Below are 20,488 nucleotides of genomic sequence, written 5' to 3'. Positions count from 1 at the left end.
TTCTATATATAGAAAATTCATTAAAATATAAATTGCTATGTATGCTTTATTATTATAAAGATTTAAATAATTTAACTAAAGTTCTAAATAACATAGAAAAAGAAAAAATAAAAAACTTAAAATTAGTTTAATATTATCTTGAAATGATTATAAATTTAAAAGATGTACTATCTCCATCTTTATCAAATCCCCAAAGATTATCATAAATATTTTTCTTATAAAACTATTTCTGCTCCCACGTCTTTATCAAGGTAAGCTCCTTTCCCTATTATTGTATTATCCTTATTCTTACATCTTTTGTTCCAACACTAATTTTCTTTTACTCTCATCTCAATTAATAAATTCATTAAAAAAATATAAACTAACTTAATAATTTTCATATATAACTAAATAACCAATAAAAAAATTTATATTTGCATTACAATTTTATACAAATAACCCCATCCAAATTATGTATAATATTAATTAATATTGAATTTTTTTATGAAAAATAGTCAAAGCTACTTTAGTTGTGTCAATCTTTTCACATATGTGTCCTTTTTAAATCTTGTCTAATGAGAAACTGGACATGGGACTTTATTTTACTTTTTATTATTTATACCAACTTACTTAGTTTTAAAATCATCATTAAGTTATCTATAATTTAGATATTTATACAATTTTATAAAGTATAAAAATAAATATAATTTAGTTTTAATAATAGGAGATTAATAATATGAAAAAGCAAAATATTTTCATTATAGTAATATTCTTTATAGTTTCGCTTTTTATTTCTTTACTATTTAATATTATAGAAAATTCTTACAATTATATAAAAGAAAATAATGAATTACTTTCTAATAATGCTATGGAACTAGAAATAAGTAATGCTAATATAGATTATAAAGATTTATTAAATATATTAAATAAAACACCTGAAGTGTATTTAGAAAAGAATGCTTTAAGTTTAGATGCTTATTATGGAAAAATGATATATTTTAATGGGAATTTTAAATATACTCCTCCATTAATAAATGGAGAGTTTTTAAATCATGAAATTTTTAATGATTTAAATGGAAAGTATTGTGTTCTTGGAAAGAGACTTACCTCTTTAATTAAAGAAAAAAATAATAAAAAATATGTGTCTATTAATGGAGAAGAATATTCTGTTATTGGAATTATGGGATATTCAAATAAAGAATCTGTATTTGATGAAAGGTTTTATGTCAATATAAATCCTGATATTTTAACTAACATAAATGGTAAATGGGTAATTTATGGAGAAAATGTTAATGGAATTTATGACATTATAAATGTCAATGCCAAAAAATTAGATACTGATATAAAAATATCTCTAATGAGTTTAGATAGACCAGAAACTTCTATGATGGATCTATTAAGCAATAAAATTTATATAATAATACTCTTTGTATTAGTTGTTTTAACCTTATTATTAAATATAGTTAATGTAACTAATAATTATATTATAAAAAGAAAAAAAGAATTTGGTATAAGAAGAGTATATGGTGCAACTAAAATGAAAATATATTTTAAAATTATATATGATTATCAAGTTATGGCTATAGAAGGCTTTATATTATCACAGTTAATTTACTTTTTAATAATAAAATTTAATAAATATGAAGTTATATTTGGTGATAAATTTAATTATTTATCTGCAATATTTTCCTTTTTAGTTTTACTTTTAATAGGTATATTTATATCTATTATTCCTATTAAAAAGAGTAATAAATTATCACCAAATGAATCAATGAAAGGAATTTAATTATGTTTAATATTAAGTTTTCATTTTGGGAATTAAGTAAAAAAATTGGATTTACTATTATATCTATAATTCAATTAGCTATAACATTTACTTTTTTATATAATATCGTTTATGTAAAAAATCAGGTTAGTAATACAACTGAAAAAGTAATTTCTACATTTTCAAAAGATACTATATATACAATGGATGCATTTTATGGGTTAGATGATATATATGATAAAAAAGATGCTGATTATTTAAAGTTTTATAATTATTTAAAAAATAATAAAGATATTATTCATTGTACAGCCTATACAGATCATGTATTGCTAAAAACATTTGAAAATAATAATTTTTTACTTACTAATAATTATGCTCCAATAAAGGAAGGTCATCAATATTATCCAATAAAAGCTTTAAAGGTTGATTATAATTACATTAATGAGTTTAAATATAATATTATTGAAGGACAAGGACTGGATAAAAATGACTTTTCAGAAAATAGAAATGAAATACCAATTTTACTTGGTATAAATTATAAAGGAATTTATAATTTAAATGATAAATTGGAATATTATGATTATAAGTATGGCAAAAAAAATCTTATAGTAAAAGGTTTTATAGATAAAGGCTATAATTCCATAGGTAAAATTATAGAAAGCAAAAATGTTATTAGTTTAGATAATTATATTATATTTCCTATACAGAATTATACAAATACTGATGATGATTTCCAAGTAATTAATTCTACATTACAGTCATATCTAATAATTAATTCAAATGATGTAAACTCTACTCTAATTAATATAGAGGAAAATGCACTTAAGGATTTTGGAGAAATAAAATTAACAGATATTAATGATAATATAAAAAATTATCTTGAGAAATATAAAATAGAAGAAGATATTTTAAAGGTTATATTCTTTATTGTTTTTCTAATGTGCTTTATTGGTATAATGACTAACATGATTAATTATATAAATAATAATATGAAAGTTTTTGCAATTAATTTATTAAATGGTGCAAGAATACTAGATATACAACTTATAGTCTTCTATCAGATATTTATTATTGTTTTTAGCTCTCTTATTTTATCAATAAGTGGTATTCATTTGCTTCAATCACTTAATTTTGTAGAATGAAAGCTAGAATATTTTCTTCAATTATTTATGATAGCATTATTAATTATATTAGTATTAATTATTATTCCTAGTATATACATTAAAAAATTAAGTATAAATACATTATTAAGGAGAGAATAAAATGAGTTTCTTGACTTTTAAAAATATATTTAAAGTTTATGGTGAGGGAGAAGGACAAGTCTATGCCTTAAATGACATTTCTTTTAACATTAATAAAGGTGAAATGTTAGCTATAATGGGACCATCTGGTTCAGGAAAATCAACATTATTAAATATTATTGGCTGCTTAGATAATCCATCAAAAGGTGAATATATAATAAATAATAAAATATCAAATAAATTAAAGGAAAAGCAATTATCCAAATTGAGAAATGAACTCTTTGGATTTGTAGTTCAATTTTTTGCATTAATCGAAGATTTAAACATAGAAAAAAATATATCAATCCCCTTAGAATATTCTAAAAAACGATATAGTAAAAAAGAGAAGAAAGAAAAAATAGAGAGTTTGGCTGAACGCTTAAAAATAAAAGAAAAACTTAAAAGATATCCTAAAGAACTTTCAGGTGGACAATGCCAGCGTGCTGCCATTGCTAGAGCATTAATAAATAATCCAGATATAATTTTAGCTGATGAACCAACTGGAGCATTAGATAAAAAAACAGGCGAAGAAGTAGTTAATATACTTAGAGAACTAGCTAATAAAGAAAAAACTATAATAATAGTAACTCATGATATAAATGTAGCAATGAAATGTGATAGAGTATTAATTTTAGAGGATGGAAAAATTAAAAGTGAAAGGATGAATTATGAAGAAGAAAATAATATTATCTATAATAACAGTAATTTTAATAATTAGTTTATTTGCAATATCAATATTTATAAAAAACATAAAATCTCAATCTTATACTATTGGAAAAACTGTTACTGATTTAAATTATACTGAATTAATAAATTGTAATTATAATTACAATAATTTATTAGTTAATATTGATATTGACAATTCCAACAATGACAAAAATATAAGTATTAAAATATATAATCCTAATGAAGTATTATTAGATGAAATTGAAGTGAAAAAAAAATGAAATTACTACTTACTCTAATACCTTCGAAGGAATAAAAGGTGATTATAAGGTAGTTTTTAATCAAAATAATGGATCTCCAAATTATAATTTCAAAATAGATATGTGTGGTAAAAACTAACTCTTTTTATATTTAAAAATAATATATTACCCTAGCTTGTCTATAGCATACTATCATTCTTTTTATAACCCATATTCAATATATTTTTATAATATTTCTTTAGCCTATCTATACTAACAACTTTTATTTTAGTAATTTCAAAACTATTCGTCAAACTTTAAAGCATTTATGCTTAATTTAACCCTTGTCCATTAGGAAATTATATATTTTTTACCATATTACAAGTTAATCAAATGAAATTAATTATTAATCTACCAATATGGTTTTTAATGGAATAATTTACATAAATAAAAATTTTAGTTAAATATTGACCAAACGTTTTTCTTAATGATACTATTATATAGATAAAAGGATAAAAAAGGGGGATTTATTATGAATAAGGAAAAAATAAGAGGATTTATAAAAACTAAAATAGGAGCTTGCGTACTTACTGGATTAATTACTTTTGTTGTAACTGGTGTTTTATTTAATGAAGAAGCACAACTTCAAGAGCTCTCAAGTAAAGTAGAAAAAAGTATCGTTGAACTAGAAAAAAAAGACACAGAAATTAAAGATCTTTCTGATAAGGTTGCTTCGGCAAAACCTTACTTTGATATGAAAGCAGAAGAACAAGCTCAATTAGCTGAAAAAGTAAGAAAAGAAGAAGAAGATAGAGTAACTAGAGAAGCAGCAGATAAAGAAGCTAAAAATAAAGCTGAGTTAGAAGCAAAAAGTGTAACATTGGAAAATGGAAACTTTGTTTCTGGCACAGATTTTGAACCAGGTGTTTATGATATCATAGCCATTAGTGGCGGTGGTAATGTAGTATCATCAAATATGTTTGATGGAGGGATAAATGCCATAATGGGGGATGACAACAAGATAGCTGAAATGAACGGTTTAGGAATGGGCGATATGTATAAAAAAGAGTATAAGAACATAAAATTACCAAATAGTGTGACTTTATCGCTAGATGGCGTAGGAGTTAAATTAGTACCAAAGAACTAATCTAGAATATTTTAGTTAAAGGTGGAGGGAATATATCTTCCTTCCACCTTAAATTATTATTTATTGATATCTATTCTTGTATCTAAGAAAGAATGGTTCTATCATCTCAGGCAAGTAATTCTCGAAAAATCCCCAATTACCTCCTAATTGATTTCTACCTGAAGCATCTACAAAAACTATACCAGCCAATTCATCACCATACATCTTAGCAAATTCTATAGCTATATGCCCTCCTAGTGAATGTGCTACTATAACATAAGGTACTGGTAATTCTTTTTTCTTTAATAGTTCATATAAATTCATAGCCTTATCTCTAGCTGTCTTAGTAGTTCCATTATAGTCATATTGATGAGTATCAATCTTTTCACCCATTAATACGCCAAGCTTGTCTTTATCAGACATTACAATATTTCTATTTTATCCCCCATAAAATCCCCCTTTTTTTTAAAAACTTACCAAACGATTATAACACAAGCACCGTACTTTTATATCATTAAGTTAATTTTAATATTTTATAATATTCTTTTAATTTGAATTCTCCACTAATTATTCTCTATTAATTATTTATCTTTATATTTAAACTTAAATAGAAAGAGCTAATATTTAGCTATTACTGTAGCTAAATATTAGCTTTGTTTGCAAATCCACTTTTCACCAATATATATCTGAAAACTCTACTATTGCTCTTTGCTTTGCTAAATCTTCTATTTGTTTTGAAATTCCTTCTTCTTTTTTTGAATTTGAGACAACATCTGGCAATCTTACTATAAATTCTGCTCCCTTTCCAAGTTCACTTTCTACTGTTATATTTCCTCCATGCATTTCCACTAATGATTTAACTATGAACAAACCCACTCCACTACCTTCACTTATCTTAGTCATTCTACTATTTATATGATTAAATATCCCAAATATTTCATCTGTTTTATCCTTTGAAAAACCAACTCCGTTATCCTTAACCTTTATAACTACATTTCCCTTTTCTAGCAGAAGACTTACTTCTATCTTTCCATGCAATTTAATAGATTTAATTGCATTTGATAAAAGATTAAACATTACTCTCTCCATTTTTTCTACATCAAAAGCAATTATCTTTTCTTCTATTTCTGTATCAAAAATAATTTCTATAGAATCACTTTTTCCTATTTTTACTACAGACGAGCATATATCCTCTATAAAACTTACAATATCATTATTACTTGGATTATATTTAATTTCACCTGAACTTAATCTAGTACAATCTATTAAGTTATCTACTAGCTTGGTAAGTCTAAAGATATTCTGATTTGCTACCTTAATATATCTTTCATAATTTGTATCTTCTTTTATTTGATTTTTATCTAATGAAAATTTTAACATTTGTAGAGAGGTAAATATTAAATTAATAGGGGTTTTAAATTCGTGAGATAAGTTTGAAAAGAAATCTATTTTTAATTTTTCTAATTGAAATTCTTCATCTTTTTTCGATGTAATATCGCTTATAATAATTACCTTTTTTAACTCTTCTCCATCATCGTTATTTACAACGTTAGATTTGTACCATACCCATCTTATTTCATTGTCTCCTCTTACTATTCTTATTGTTTCTTCAAAAGAATCTTCATATTTATGCCTTCTAATTTTGTATCTATCCTGGGGATGAACATGTTCAAGGAATTTATCTATAGTATTTGAATTATAAATGGTACTACAAGGTTTTCCAAAAATTTTTTCAAAAGCTTGATTTACATAAGTTACCTTTTCTCTTTCTCTTATTATTATTACATCATTAATATTATCTGATATTTGCTTAAACCTTATATCATTTTCTTTAACAAATCTATTAACTAACTTTTTATTACCTATATCTCTTAATATAGGAACTAAGTCAAAGCTTTGAACTTTTCTTCCTTTTTTATCATTAAATCTTTCTAATATTTTTTTATCTAAATAATCCTTAAACCAGATAATTGCCTTATCTCCATCTAATTTATTTATTTTTAAAAATTCACTTTCGTATAATCCATTTTTATCTATTTCTTTAAATATATTGTTTATGTCTATATCTCTAAAATTGTAATTTTCTATTATATAACTAAGATTATTATTTACTAACTTATCCAATTTAAGATTAGTTTCGTAAATTTTAAAATCAGCACCTTCATCATCTTGTCTTATAAATTTACCATAAAAATACGTAAGCGGACTTGACTTTAACATGCATTTATATACATCTATCTCGGTCATATATTCTCCTCCCATACATTAATTCTCTTGTGCCGTTATATATACTTTAATAATATTATTAAAGTAATAAGCTATATTAATTTTTCGAAAATTACCACCCATTTTTTTACCATATATTTAATTATACTTGCTTAATATTCAAAATTCAACAATTTTTCTATTAAATTAAAAAATAGTAATATTTTTTTAATATTACTATTTTTTATAAGTATTTTGCTTTATTAAATATATAAGCACCAATATAATAAATATGTTAGTGCTTCTTTTTATAGAAAATTTCTATTTTGTTAAATATAAATATAATAATTTGATAGTATTCTCAAGTGCTGTATAATGAGTTCTTTCCATACCATGAGATGCATGAACTCCAGGTCCAATTAAGGCTCCTCTAATATTATTTCCACCACGTAATGCAGCTCCAACATCTGAACCATACATAGGATAAATATCTACTGCATATTTTAAATTATTTTCTTGTGATAAGTTAACTAACTTCGTTACCATATTATAATCATATGGACCACCTGAATCCTTAGCACAAATTGAAACATCATATTCTGTACAATTTAAATCTTCACCTATACATCCCATATCAACTGAAATCATTTCTGTTATATCCTGTGGAATATATGAAGCTCCATGCCCTACTTCTTCATAAGTAGATATAAGGATTTTAGTCTTAAACTTTGGAACTATATTTCCTCTATTAAATAATTCTAGAAGTCCCATTAGAGCTGCTACACTTCCCTTATCATCTATAAACCTTGATTTAATAAATCCGCTTTCTGTAATAGTTGTTTTAGGATCTATAAATATAAAATCTCCAGATTCTATTCCTAATAATTTAACCTCTTCTTTAGTAGAGACAATTTCATCAATTCTTATTTCCATATTTTTAGGATCTCGTTTTTTATCTTTACTATCCTCATAAACATGGGCCGCTGGACTAGTGCTTAAAAATGTTCCTGTATATATTTTTCCACCTCTTGTTCTTATTTTGCAATATTCACTATCTAATGTTGCTGGTATAGGACATCCAATTAAAGTAAACTTTAATGTTCCATTAGATGTAATTGATCTAACCATAGCTCCTAATGTATCAACATGAGCTGATAATCCTACTACTTCCTTATCACTTTGTCCTTTTATAGTTATAATTCCACAACCTTTTCTAGTTGTTTCAAATTCATATCCAAAATCCCTAGATAGCTTTTCAATTACCTTCATAATGTCAAAGCAAAATCCACTTGGACTATCAAACTCTAAAAGTTCTTTAGCTGTTTTTAATACAAATTCTTTATTAATTTGTAAGTTCATAAATTCTCCTCCTTAAATAATAAATATTATAAATAATTATATAGTAATATTTATCTAGCAAAAATATTTACTTTATTTTATTGAAATAGCACTTCTAATCTTTTATAAACTAATTTTCACTTTTTAATTTAACCATTATATATTTCAATTCCATCTCTATCTATCTGGAGCTTTATTTCTTCATTCATATTATCTAGAAAAACAATATCACAAGAATAAACCCCTATAATTTCATCTATTTCTTCTACAATAATCCCTCTATAGCTTTTTTCACACAAAATTCCAAGGTCTATATCGGAATTATATTTATAGCTCCCTTTAGCTCTTGAACCAAATATAAGAACTCTTTTTATATAACTACTTTCTCTAAAATACTTTAATAAATTATTGTATACCCTTTCTTCTATTCCAAACATTATAATCTCTCCGTTGATATTTTCTTTAAAAGATTTTCTATTGCGTCCATATAATTATTTAAAATATCATTCTTTATAGCTTCATAATCAGTTTCATCATAAATATGCGCTGTGGAATTTCTAGCAAGTAAAATATTATTCCAAACAATCATATCTTCTATTAAACCTTCTTTAAATGCTTGTTTATAGCATCCTCTAGGACTATTTATCTCTAATCCATCTGCTTTAAATATTTTACATAAAAGTTTCCATGTTAATTCCTCTAAAGTCTCATATTTTTTTATAATAGAGTCTCTATAAACTTCAAGTGTTATATCATCTGCTTTATTCAAATTAATATACTTTTCTTTTATATTTTTTAAATGTATAAGCATTCTATAAGTATAATTATAAGTTAAATTAATTGATTCATCGTATTTATCTAAAATTCCACTCATTTTAAATCCTCCTTAAAATTATAGTATCTTTAATGAACTTATATTAGTTATTATATCATCTATTTATAAAAATGACTTTTATTATAACTTAACTAGTGTTACAAAAGACTCATTATATGTTATTTGTCCCCCTATATCTGATATCCCACTACTTGTAATAAAGTTAGGGTTTCCGTGTTTTTCCCACCAACCTACATACATCATTACTACATAATCTGAAACATCATTATTAATATTTACTTCTACCTCTATACTCCCTGTTATTGATTCTAATTTTACCTTTTCACCGTTTTTTAAACCTAGACTATTAGCCATATTTTCATTTATATGTACCTTAGATATTCCTTCTTCATCCATTAAATGCTGACTAGATAAAGAGTCTCTATGATGATTAGTTAAAAATCTAAAGACATCCTTTTTTACTACTTCTTTATCTACTTTAAAATCTTTTTTATAATGAATTTCAAACTTCTTAGAAGGAGTTAAAAATTCTTTATCCTCCCATGGTATTTCTTTATGTATTGTTATGTATCTATCTTTTAATTTTTCTAAAGTTATATCCCTATAAAATTCTTTAAGGGGAGCTATTACTTTATTTAAATATTCTTTTTTATCAACATAAGGATAATCTATAATATTCATTTTTTTAGCTAATTCTCTAAAGAAATAATACTCATCCATTAATACTTCACTAGGATTTACAACCTTTTCATTATATGTTATATATGGATTGGTCATAGAACTATATATTATATCTTCACTTTCTAAAGTATTAGTACATGGTATAAACAAATCACATTCTTTAGCTGTATCTGTCATAAACATATCAAAACATACTTTAAATTCAATTTTTGAAAATGCATTTTTCAAATTATTTAAATCTGGTAACTGATTTAACATATTACTTTTAGTTATTATGGCCATTTTTATTGGAATATCCAATTTATATATATTTTTTAAATTTTCTGTTTTAATATCTTTTACATAAATATTGTCCTTATAATAAGTTTCTCCATTAATAGCTTCATTAATAAATTTACTTATATCACTTACATAAAATAATCTGTCTTTTCCATAATCACTACTATTATATGGATCTCCATTTAATACATCTGGATAAACCTTATTAGCATAGTTTACTCCGCCACCACTAAAACCAATTTGACCTGTTATAGCACCTAATGCATCTATAAATCTAATTGTGCTTCCTCCATTTTTATATTTTTGTATTCCATATCCTAATAGTATAGTAGAGTATTTACTATTATATAAATAAGCAAGCTCTCTAGCTTCATCTATACTTACTCCACATTTATTACATAACTTATTTATATCTAAAGATTTTACATAAGATTTATAATTATTAAAATCCTTAACATATAAATTTACAAAGTCTTTATCATAAATATTATCTTCTATAATTATCTTTCCAATAGCTAAAGCTAAGTCTTCATCTGTTCCTGGATTTATCCTTATATATTTATCTGCCATTTTTGCTGTAGCTGTATAAATAGGATCTATTACTATTATCTTACTTCCGTTTTTCTGTGCTTTTTTTATCATTTGCATTGTATGTATTGTTGTATATGCAGGATTTTTCCCCCAAACAAATATATTCTTACTATTTATCATATCTTCCAATGAATGGCTTTTAACGTATCCAAAATCTCTTTCTTGCGCCTTTATTCCAGCACTCCAACAAGGCCCTCCTTTAGACTTTGTAACTCCTCCATAAAAGTTGAAAAATACTTCTCCTATGCTCTTAAGGATAGAACCACTTCCATATTGTTCATAATAAAATATAGATTTTGAAGAATACTTATTTTTATAATAACTAAGCATTTCTTCCATTATACCTATAGCCTCTTCAAAAGAAATTTCCTTCCATTCACCATCTATTTTTAAAAGTGGTGTTTTTATTCTATCCTTATGTGTTAACCTATTTAAATGAGCAATTCCCTTTTTACATATAAACCCTTTTGTATAAGGATGCTCCTTATCTCCCTCTATCTTTTCAATTTTATTATCTTTAACATAAATATTAAATTTACAAGCATCTGCACAATCTAAAGTGCAACCATGACTTAGCTTTTTCATAAACTGCCCCCTACTTCTTTATAAAAAATCCTTTTAGCTCTTTAGCATTACCCTTAAACTTTACCTTTTTAACCATTTGTTTTAATATATAAAAATAATCTACTTATCTCTTTCTTCTAATAACTTCCCTATTATAAATATTAATATATTAAATTCCTCTAATACAATTTAGAAATATCTTTGTTAAAATAATATTCGTCTCTTATCTTTAAATACTTAATATCTTAAAGTATTTATATCTTTACCCTTTTATAGTTTTTCTTTCCTTATTCAAATATAAATAACTAATTATTTTTTATAAAGCTTACTTCCTTTTTTATTTTCTTCCACATTTTAATATATATCACTATTTTTTATATAATTATATCATTAATTTCTAAATAATATTTCTTACTTATTTATTAAAAAAATTAAAGCCTACTTTTAAAATAAAGTAGGCTATCTTTTATAAAATTTAGCTAAATAAATTTTAAAGTTTTGAGTCTAATCCACGAACTTCAATTTCATAAATTCTTGTTGCTGAATCTGAGCCTTGAGTAGGTTTTACTGCTGTAAATCTTACATATCTAGCTTCAGTTGCTTTAAATGCATGAATAGTATTTCCTAATACATTTTTAGTTACTTTAACAGCTTCTTCAAAATTTTCTCCATCTAAACTTGTTTCTATTATATACTCTTTAATATTCATGTCAGGACCTTCTCCACCTGCTTCAGCATGAGCTATACGAACTTCACTGACAGTTTTAACATCTCTAAGATCTATTGTTATGTCATGTGGAGCTTTTTCTATTGTTTTATTTCCTAAGTTTAATGTTAAGTTACTAATATCTTCTGAAGAAGAAATTTTATAAGATATTGTTCTAACTACTTTATCTGCAAATTTAGAAACATTATAACTTATAGTTGTCCAATCTTCCCCAATTACTTTATCTGCTTTAATTGTTTCAACTGTTCCATCTTCAAATTCTAAAACTAAATCTAAATTAACTTCTTTGTTTGACTTTGCTGAAGTTTTAAAGTCAACTCCTTTTTCTAATTTTAATTCTGCACTATATAACTTTATAGTAGATGTTTTATTACCTTCTAATTTACCATTAAACTTTATAGAATTTCCTCCATAATAAGCTGTTGAAAAGTCTATAGATAGATTTAATTTATTGTTTCCTTCATTCTCAATTATCCATCTATAAGCTGGCATTACGTCTGCAAGACTTCTATTGTTCCAATCCATAACTGATACTTTTTCACCATCAACAAAGAAGTTATACCCATTACCCATACTAAAGTTTGTTGTAAATGGTAAGTTCTTTACAATTGATTGTTCAATAGAATAAGTTGAAATCCCCTTCCATTCTTTTCCTTATTTTGAGTTTCATTAACTGGAGTTAATTTTGACTTATCAATTCTATTAGCTAAAGGTACTACACTTGTGTTAAAATCCAGATTTTTATCTTCCTTTGGATTCCAAGATAAAAGTTGTACTCATAGCACATGCTAAAACCATAGGTACTACTATTTTTGACTTACTTTTGTTTTTTAAATTCATAATAATTCTCTCCCTTTAGTAAAAATTTCGAAATGAAAATGTATACAAACAATGTACCATATGTTTTATTTACATATAAAACTATTTTATACATAAATAAAAGAGCCGCAGTATTATGGAAATAAAATCCTTTAGCTACAGCTCTCTTTATTTTTAAATGTTATTTTTTTAATCTACTTTTAGCAGGGCCTCTACTCTTTTTAGCTGTGCCTTTTCTTCCATCTGCTATCCTTGTAGATTTTGCTTTTCCTTTAAAGTCTCTATCTGAAATTTTTTCTCTATTTCCAGCTTTACCTCTTGATTGCTCTTTAGACATCTTTCCTTTGTTTTTATCATTACTTTTAGATTTATTTTTGTTTTTACCTTGATATCCTGAGCCTTGTGATTTCTTTAAACTTGCAATATATCTATCTGCTTTTGATTTTATTAAGCACTTAGGTCCATTTCCTATTAAATCTTCTCTTCCTGCTTTCATTAAAGCATCATAAACTAAATTATAGTTTTTAGGATTCTTAAATTGAAGAAGTGCTCTTTGCATAGCTTTTTCTTCTTTAGTTTTTGGAATATATACTTCTTCCATAGTTAATGGATCAAGTCCTGTATAAAACATTGTTGTTGATAGTGTTCCTGGAGTTGGATAAAAATCTTGAACTTGCTCTGGTTGATACTTTATATCTCTTAAATATTCTGCAAGTTCTATTGCTTCTCTTAATCCACTACCTGGATGACTTGACATTAAATAAGGTATTAAGTATTGCTCTTTTCCTAATTGCTTATTTATTTTAAAGAATTTTTCACTAAATCTATCATAAGTATCACCAGCTGGTTTACCCATATATTTTAATACTCTTGGAGATACATGTTCTGGAGCAACTTTTAATTGTCCACTTACATGATGCTCCACTAATTCTTTAAAGAAAGTATCATTTTTATCTGCCATTATGTAGTCATATCTTAACCCTGAACGTACAAATGCCTTTTTAACCTTAGGCAGCTTTCTTATTTTTCTAAGTAAATGTAAATACTCTGAATGATCTACTATCATATTCTTACAAGGCTTTGGTGTTAAACATTGTTTATGCTTACAAGCTCCTAGTGTAAGTTGTGTTTTACAAGCTGGTTTTCTAAAGTTTGCTGTAGGACCTCCTACATCATGAATATACCCCTTAAAATCTTTAAGATTAGTTATTTCTACTGCTTCTTCTAATATGGATTTTTCACTTCTACTTTGAACAGCTCTTCCTTGATGGAAAGTTATTGCACAAAATGAACAGTTACCAAAACATCCCCTTGAACTTACTATACTAAACTTAACTTCTTCTATAGCTGCAATTCCGCCATCCTTTTCATATATTGGATGATAATTTTTCGCATATGGAAGTCCATAAACTTCATCTAATTCTTCTCTTGTTAAAGGCATTTCAGGTTTATTTACAACAACATATCTATTTCCATGCTTTTGTATAAGCTGTTTTCCTCTTACTGGATCTTGCTCTTGATATTGAATTTTAAATGCTTCTGCATATTTTTTCTTATCTGCTGTTACTTCTTCTTTAGATGGTAACATTATATAATCTCCGTAAACCTCATCTAAAGATTCTATAGTATAACAAGTTCCATTTACATGTCTTACATATTTAGCTTCAAAGCCATCATTTAAAGCATTTGCTACTTCAACAACTTGCTTTTCACTCATACCATAAATAAGTAAATCAGCACCTGTATCTATAAGAATTGAATTTCTTATGTTATTACCCCAATAATCATAATGAGCAAATCTTCTAAGACTTGCCTCTATACCACCAATCATTATATTTACATTTTTATATGCTTCTCTTATTTTATTACAATAAACAATTGTAGCTCTATCTGGTCTTAATCCCATTTTTCCACCTGGAGAATATAAGTCCTTTTCTCTTAATCTTTTACTTACAGTATAATGGTTAACCATTGAATCCATATTTCCTGCATTAACTAAAAAACCAAGTCTAGGCTTTCCAAGCTTTTTAAAATCCTCAAGACTGTGCCAATCTGGTTGAGGAATTATACCAACTTTATATCCTGCATTTTCTAAAACTCTTGAAATAATTGCTGTTCCAAAACTATGATGGTCTATATAAGCATCCCCTGTAACTATAATAAAATCACACTGTTCCCATCCTCTATCTTCCATATCTTGCCTACTTATTGGCAAAAATTTATTTTCTATCATCTAATCACCTACTATATCTTATTAAAACTACTAAATAAACCTTATTCATAAAAATCTAATGTCCCGTTTAATGATTATAACATTTAAAAGCATATAAATCATATACTTATTAATAGTTTTTGTATTTTTTTGTTGGATATTGTTCTATATAAAACCACCATTTTCCCATATTTATCCTACTATATATTATGAACATACATTGATAAAAACTTATCATAATAATGATAAATAAAATTCTAGAATTATTACCATACTATATATAAAATATTAGAATTGTGGGTAGATAATATGAGAATTTTAAAATCTAATAAATGGTATATACAGATGCTTTTAATATTTCTATTTAATATTTTTTGCATTATGGATCCTGCAAGTGCAAATAATATTGAGGTAAATAAATCTATAGATAATAAGAATAAAAACGATTTTAATGTATTGGTTATTAATTCATATAATCCATACAGTGAATGGGAAAGTTATGTATTTCAGGGTATTAAAAACAAGTTAGATAATGATACAAACATTAAAATTAATCTTGAATATATAGATTCAAGAAAAAGATGTGATAAAGAATATTTAGACGAATTTTCAGATCTACTTAAATTAAAATATTCAAATAAAAAAATAGATGCTGTTTTATCTATAGATGATGAAGCCTTTGATTTGGCTAGAAGTAATCTTTTTAATAGTGAAAGTATATTTTATAAAACTCCTATTATTTTTACAGGAGTAAATCAAAACCTTAATTTTACTAATGAAGAATTAAATTATATAACTGGTGTTATAGAAATTGAAAATAATCTTCAACTTATTAATATGATCTTAAGTATACATACTAATGTAAATGAATTAAATATAATCCTTGATAATGCTACATATTCAAATGTAATAAAAGAAAATATAAAAGGAATAACAGATTATTTTAATAGATCTGTAAAAATAAACTATATTCAAAGTACTTATATAGAAGATATTTTAGAAGGATTGGAAAATAACAATGGTCCAAATTCTGCTAATATAATTATTGGAGATTATAAATCTAAAGATGGAGATGATATTTATCCATTATCAGAAACTATAAGGTTAATTAAAGATGTAACTAAGACCCCTATTTATACAAAAGCTCAACCTTATGTCTTTACTGGTATTGTTGGAGGTATTGTTGATTGGGGTCAAGATCACGGAAATGTCCTTGCTGAAATACTTATAAGGTTATCTGAAGGTGAAAAGGTATCTAATTTAAAGCTTATTTTTGATTCTTTAGAAAAAGTAGTTTTTGATTATAAATCACTATATGAATATAACATTAATCCATTAACTTTACCTGAAAATAGTGTATTTATAAATAAAGGACCTTTTGATTTATTACTTCCTAAGTCTGTTAAAATCATCTTATTGCTTGCTTTAATTTCTTTGTTTATTTTTGTTTTATTAATAGTTATTAAAATGATTTCTCATAAAAGAGAATCAGCTAAAAATAAAAAATTATATTTAACTGCACAAGAAGAAGAAAGGCTCAAAACAGAATTTATATCTACAGTTTCTCACGAGCTTAGAACTCCAATTAATATAATTTTAAATACATCTAAACTTTTAAATTTAAAAATTGAAAATTCTAATATAGATAAAGAATACTTAAAAGATAAACTAAATTATATAGACCAAAATTCTCAAAGACTTTTAAGGCTTGTAAATAATATATTAGATCTTACTAAAATTCAAAGTGGCTTTATGGAAGCTCATTTTGAAATGAAAAATATAGTTGAGGTAGTAGAGAATACTGTACTTTCTATTGTTGATTTTGCTAAGTCTCATAATATAGAAGTACTTTTTGATACAGAAGAAGAGGAAATTATTACTGCTGTAGATGAAGAAAAATTAGAGAGAGTATTACTTAATTTACTTTCTAATTCTATAAAATTTACATCTGCAAATGGTAATATAATGGTTATGCTAAGAAAAGATATTGAAAATGTTATTATAGATATTAAAGACACTGGAATAGGAATTGAAGAAGAAGATCTACCTTATATATTTGATAAATTTAAACAAGTAGATTCATCCTTAACTCGATTTAATGAAGGAAGTGGTTTAGGACTTTCTATAGTTAAAGGACTAGTAACTATTCAAAATGGAACTATAGATGTTTTTAGTAAAAAGAATATAGGTACTGTTTTCACTTTAACCTTTCCTATAACTGAAGTAACTCAAAATAAACCCAAATATGCTATTACATCTTCAGACTTACAAGAAACTGTAAAGCTTGAATTATCAGATATAAAAGATAAAGAAAATTATTAAAAAATAAGCATTAACATCTTTATGACGTTAATGCTTATTTTTAGAGTTATTTGAATCTTCAAAATTAATACTGACTCTACTAACATCTTAATCAAACCAACTCTTAAAATACTCTCTATCTATGTCTTCTGCTTCTTGAGTTTGACATAGTATTAGGTTTACTATTATTATTCATTCCACCCATTCCATTAAAAAGCATTCCTAGTGGATTATTTCCCATTTGATTGCTTCCCATTTGGTTGCCCATTGGATTTCCCATTTGGCCTCCATTATTTCCTCCCATTAGCATATTTAACACTTGACTCATATCAAAATTGTTTCTATTACCTTGATTATTTCCTTGGTTACTCATTCCATTTCCACCTAGTCCATTAAAAAGCATTCCTAATGGATTATTTCCCATTTGATTGCCCATTGGATTTCCTCCCATATTTCCCATTCCGCCCATTGGGTTTCCTCCCATTAACATACTCATCATCATACCTAATGGATTATTCCCCATGCCTCCCATATTAGCCATTGGATTTCCTCCCATGTTTCCCATTCCGCCCATTGGGTTTCCTCCCATTAGCATACTCATTAGGGGATTGCCACCCATTCCCATGCCACCTCCGGGCATACCTCCTGGCATACCGCCCATTAGTAGACTATTTAAAAGCATCTCTAACATTTTTATCTCCTATAAAAAATTATTATTACTATATAACTATTGGAAATATGTTCAATTTGATACAATAGTATTAAATGTTTTTTAAATAAAAAATATTTATAAGTAATATTTGTATAATCTCCTTAATAAGAATTAAAAAAAGTCACCTTTTTCAAGGTGACTTTACTATAATTAGCTTCCAATAAAGCTTTCCATTCTTTTATTATTCTCAATTATACTAATTATATTTTTAAGTAATATTACTTCTCTATCATCTTTTGCTATTTTTATACGCTGATTTATTTTTGAAATTACAAAATCATAATCACAGTTCTCTTGTTGTGTTAATTCTTTTATTTTATCTATTATGCTACTTAAATTTTTTCTTACATCTTTATTTTCTTTAATTAATGTATGGTAATGATATATGCTATTTACAAGTCTTCTTTGATTATATATAAACTCTTTTTCTTCTAAAGACTGTGTTCCAAAATTAGTTATTTTTAATTTTTCTTCAATTAATGATGGAATTAAAAATAAGTTTCTAATACTTTCATCTAAATTCCTATCACCCATACTATTGAACATATGATTTATAACTTCCCCATAAGTTTTAATTAAATCTTTTTTACCATCTTCTATTTTATATGGCAATATATATCTGTTTATAATTAAAGATATTATAGTTCCTATACCAACAAATATTATTCTATTGATAACAAACTTGTTTGTACCATCTATTATTGCAGCTCCAGCCACTGCTGATACTGTAACACATATAATTGCATTTCTATAACTAGTTGCAAAAGGATTTAAATATCCTGCAAGAAGTATTATAAAAAGTCTCGCTGTTTGATTTTCTATTAAATTAAATGCCACAAAAATTATTATTGCTCCAATTAATGTACCTTGAAGTCTTTGACTTGCCTTTGATTTACATGTTTCTGAATAAGGTTGGATTAATGAAAATATAGTATAACACATCCATCTTCCTTCTGATAAGTTAAAATAACCTGTTAAAAATGCTGTTAATGAACCTGCAACTGCCAGCTTAATTGCATAAGTGAGTTTAACTGAATCAAACTTTAAATCCCTTTTATGCAAAGTGATTTTCTTAAAATTATCTGGTACTGAAATACTAGTATCTACAACATTTCTACTTGCTTTATCTAAATTAAATATTTCTAATAAATTTTCAATTAACTCTTCAATTAACACAACAAATTCATGTACATGTATTTTATTTAAGTCACTATCTTTATACTTTTCTTCTAATGCTTCTAAATCTTCTAATTTTAAAGTACTATCTTGAATTTTACTTATTACATTGTACATATCACCTAAAAATAATATATAATCATTTTTATCTCGTTGAAGTTCTATGGTATCTAATAATATATTTAATCTTTCTAATGTACAAACGATATTAGTTGTTATTTTACCATGATTAGTAAGATAAAAGTTATTAATTCTTTTATCATATACCATTCTTTTTATATTATTAATATCTTCTAATATATTTATATTAACTTTGTTTAACTTTTTACTTTCTCTTGTGCCTCCAATTTTTAATATACTAATTTTAACTAAAAGCTCATGATATATTTTATGAACTTTCTTACCTCCCACTTTAGAAAGCTTGTCTTTGTTAGTTAAAAATTGTAAAGCCATTATAAAGAATGCTCCAAATATTAATGATAAAATTCTATTTTTAAAACCTTCACCATATACTGGTGAAAATAACATAAATAAATATTGAAGACCAAAAGGTACTACTATAGATTTTCTCAATTTATAGCTTAATAAATATGCTATCATAAATAATGATATAAAATTAAGAACAATTCCTAGCCAAATATTATTACTTGACCAAAAAGCAAAATATCCTAAAACTAAGTTTAATGCTAATAATCTAGTTAAGTTCTTAAATGGTTCTATAGTTAAGTCCCTTTCTAATAAAGTTAAACTTGCTGTAATAACTGCAACTCCAACAAGAGTGTTCTCTGATCCGAACATTTTTTGAAAAATATTTATAAATACCATTATTCCTATGAATGTTATTGTATTAGATATTATTTTTCCTTTTGTCATTTCTATCCACCTCTTTTTGATATACAAGAAACAATATTATCACAATAAAAAGTTCATTTCAATATAATTTTTTTCTCTTTTCTTATATTAATATTTGTAAATTCCATATAATTATTTACT

The 20,488-nt window shown here is 25.3% G+C and carries 16 protein-coding genes; 6 read left to right on the top strand and 10 right to left on the bottom strand.

The annotated features are described in order from the left end of the window. Positions 1 to 715 precede the first annotated feature (715 nt). The 5 genes from CP523_RS12695 to CP523_RS12675 all read left to right on the top strand — a co-directional run bounded on the left by CP523_RS12695 (position 716) and on the right by CP523_RS12675 (position 5,076). Positions 716 to 1,765 carry an ABC transporter permease gene (locus CP523_RS12695; RefSeq protein ID WP_066675208.1) on the top strand — a complete coding sequence of 350 codons (1,050 nt, stop codon included), beginning with the start codon at positions 716 to 718 and terminating at the stop codon, positions 1,763 to 1,765. Positions 1,766 to 1,767: 2 nt separating this feature from the next. Beyond that, on the top strand, positions 1,768 to 2,886 hold the full coding sequence (locus tag CP523_RS12690; protein ID WP_066675210.1) for an ABC transporter permease family protein: 1,119 nt from the start codon (positions 1,768 to 1,770) through the stop codon (positions 2,884 to 2,886). A gap of 121 nt (positions 2,887 to 3,007) precedes the next feature. After that, positions 3,008 to 3,742: an ABC transporter ATP-binding protein gene (locus tag CP523_RS12685; RefSeq protein WP_066675212.1), complete on the top strand. Its 735-nt coding sequence runs from the start codon at positions 3,008 to 3,010 to the stop codon at positions 3,740 to 3,742. Next, positions 3,693 to 3,971: a hypothetical protein gene (locus CP523_RS12680; RefSeq protein ID WP_066675214.1), complete on the top strand. Its 279-nt coding sequence runs from the start codon at positions 3,693 to 3,695 to the stop codon at positions 3,969 to 3,971. The genes CP523_RS12685 and CP523_RS12680 overlap by 50 nt, the downstream gene beginning before the upstream one ends. Before the next feature lie 490 nt (positions 3,972 to 4,461). Beyond that, positions 4,462 to 5,076 (top strand): coiled-coil domain-containing protein, encoded by a 615-nt coding sequence (locus tag CP523_RS12675; RefSeq protein ID WP_066675215.1) that lies wholly within the window; start codon positions 4,462 to 4,464, stop codon positions 5,074 to 5,076. 60 nt (positions 5,077 to 5,136) lie between these two features. Here the strand turns inward: CP523_RS12675 and CP523_RS12670 are convergent, their stop codons facing one another. The 8 genes from CP523_RS12670 to CP523_RS12635 form a co-directional block, all read right to left on the bottom strand. Then, on the bottom strand, positions 5,137 to 5,478 hold the full coding sequence (locus tag CP523_RS12670; protein ID WP_066675217.1) for a hypothetical protein: 342 nt from the start codon (positions 5,476 to 5,478) through the stop codon (positions 5,137 to 5,139). A gap of 249 nt (positions 5,479 to 5,727) precedes the next feature. Continuing rightward, positions 5,728 to 7,302 carry a PAS domain-containing sensor histidine kinase gene (locus tag CP523_RS12665; protein WP_162925986.1) on the bottom strand — a complete coding sequence of 525 codons (1,575 nt, stop codon included), beginning with the start codon at positions 7,300 to 7,302 and terminating at the stop codon, positions 5,728 to 5,730. Positions 7,303 to 7,581: 279 nt separating this feature from the next. Continuing rightward, complete coding sequence (locus CP523_RS12660) at positions 7,582 to 8,619, bottom strand: M42 family metallopeptidase (RefSeq protein ID WP_066675222.1); 1,038 nt, start codon at positions 8,617 to 8,619, stop codon at positions 7,582 to 7,584. A 128-nt stretch (positions 8,620 to 8,747) separates the two neighbouring features. Continuing rightward, on the bottom strand, positions 8,748 to 9,035 hold the full coding sequence (locus CP523_RS12655; protein WP_066675224.1) for a nucleotidyltransferase domain-containing protein: 288 nt from the start codon (positions 9,033 to 9,035) through the stop codon (positions 8,748 to 8,750). Further along, the gene (locus CP523_RS12650; RefSeq protein WP_066675227.1) at positions 9,035 to 9,472 is read right to left on the bottom strand and encodes an HI0074 family nucleotidyltransferase substrate-binding subunit; all 438 of its coding nucleotides are present in this window, start codon (positions 9,470 to 9,472) and stop codon (positions 9,035 to 9,037) included. Before CP523_RS12650 ends, CP523_RS12655 begins: the two co-directional genes overlap by 1 nt. A gap of 81 nt (positions 9,473 to 9,553) precedes the next feature. Then, a complete protein-coding gene (locus CP523_RS12645; protein ID WP_120140921.1) occupies positions 9,554 to 11,569 on the bottom strand; it encodes a molybdopterin-dependent oxidoreductase in 2,016 nt (671 codons plus the stop codon). A gap of 469 nt (positions 11,570 to 12,038) precedes the next feature. Continuing rightward, the gene (locus tag CP523_RS12640; protein WP_120140920.1) at positions 12,039 to 12,848 is read right to left on the bottom strand and encodes a discoidin domain-containing protein; all 810 of its coding nucleotides are present in this window, start codon (positions 12,846 to 12,848) and stop codon (positions 12,039 to 12,041) included. A 427-nt stretch (positions 12,849 to 13,275) separates the two neighbouring features. Further along, positions 13,276 to 15,327, bottom strand: coding sequence for a YgiQ family radical SAM protein (locus CP523_RS12635; protein WP_083089412.1), 2,052 nt, complete (start codon positions 15,325 to 15,327; stop codon positions 13,276 to 13,278). A gap of 288 nt (positions 15,328 to 15,615) precedes the next feature. Between CP523_RS12635 and CP523_RS12630 the strand changes: the two genes are divergently transcribed. Further along, entirely contained in the window at positions 15,616 to 17,628 is a 2,013-nt protein-coding gene (locus CP523_RS12630) for a sensor histidine kinase (RefSeq protein ID WP_066675243.1), read from the top strand. A gap of 115 nt (positions 17,629 to 17,743) precedes the next feature. On the opposite strand, the gene CP523_RS12625 is transcribed toward CP523_RS12630, so the two are convergent. Together CP523_RS12625 and CP523_RS12620 are read right to left on the bottom strand one after the other, a co-directional pair. After that, the gene (locus tag CP523_RS12625; protein WP_227909526.1) at positions 17,744 to 18,298 is read right to left on the bottom strand and encodes a hypothetical protein; all 555 of its coding nucleotides are present in this window, start codon (positions 18,296 to 18,298) and stop codon (positions 17,744 to 17,746) included. 171 nt (positions 18,299 to 18,469) lie between these two features. Continuing rightward, entirely contained in the window at positions 18,470 to 20,368 is a 1,899-nt protein-coding gene (locus CP523_RS12620) for an FUSC family protein (protein WP_066675244.1), read from the bottom strand. Positions 20,369 to 20,488: the final 120 nt, after the last annotated feature.

It is taken from the genome of Clostridium septicum, from assembly GCF_003606265.1.
Taxonomy (GTDB): domain Bacteria; phylum Bacillota; class Clostridia; order Clostridiales; family Clostridiaceae; genus Clostridium; species Clostridium septicum.
Note: the sequence above shows the minus strand (reverse complement) of the source record. Positions and strands in the feature narration are given on the sequence as shown.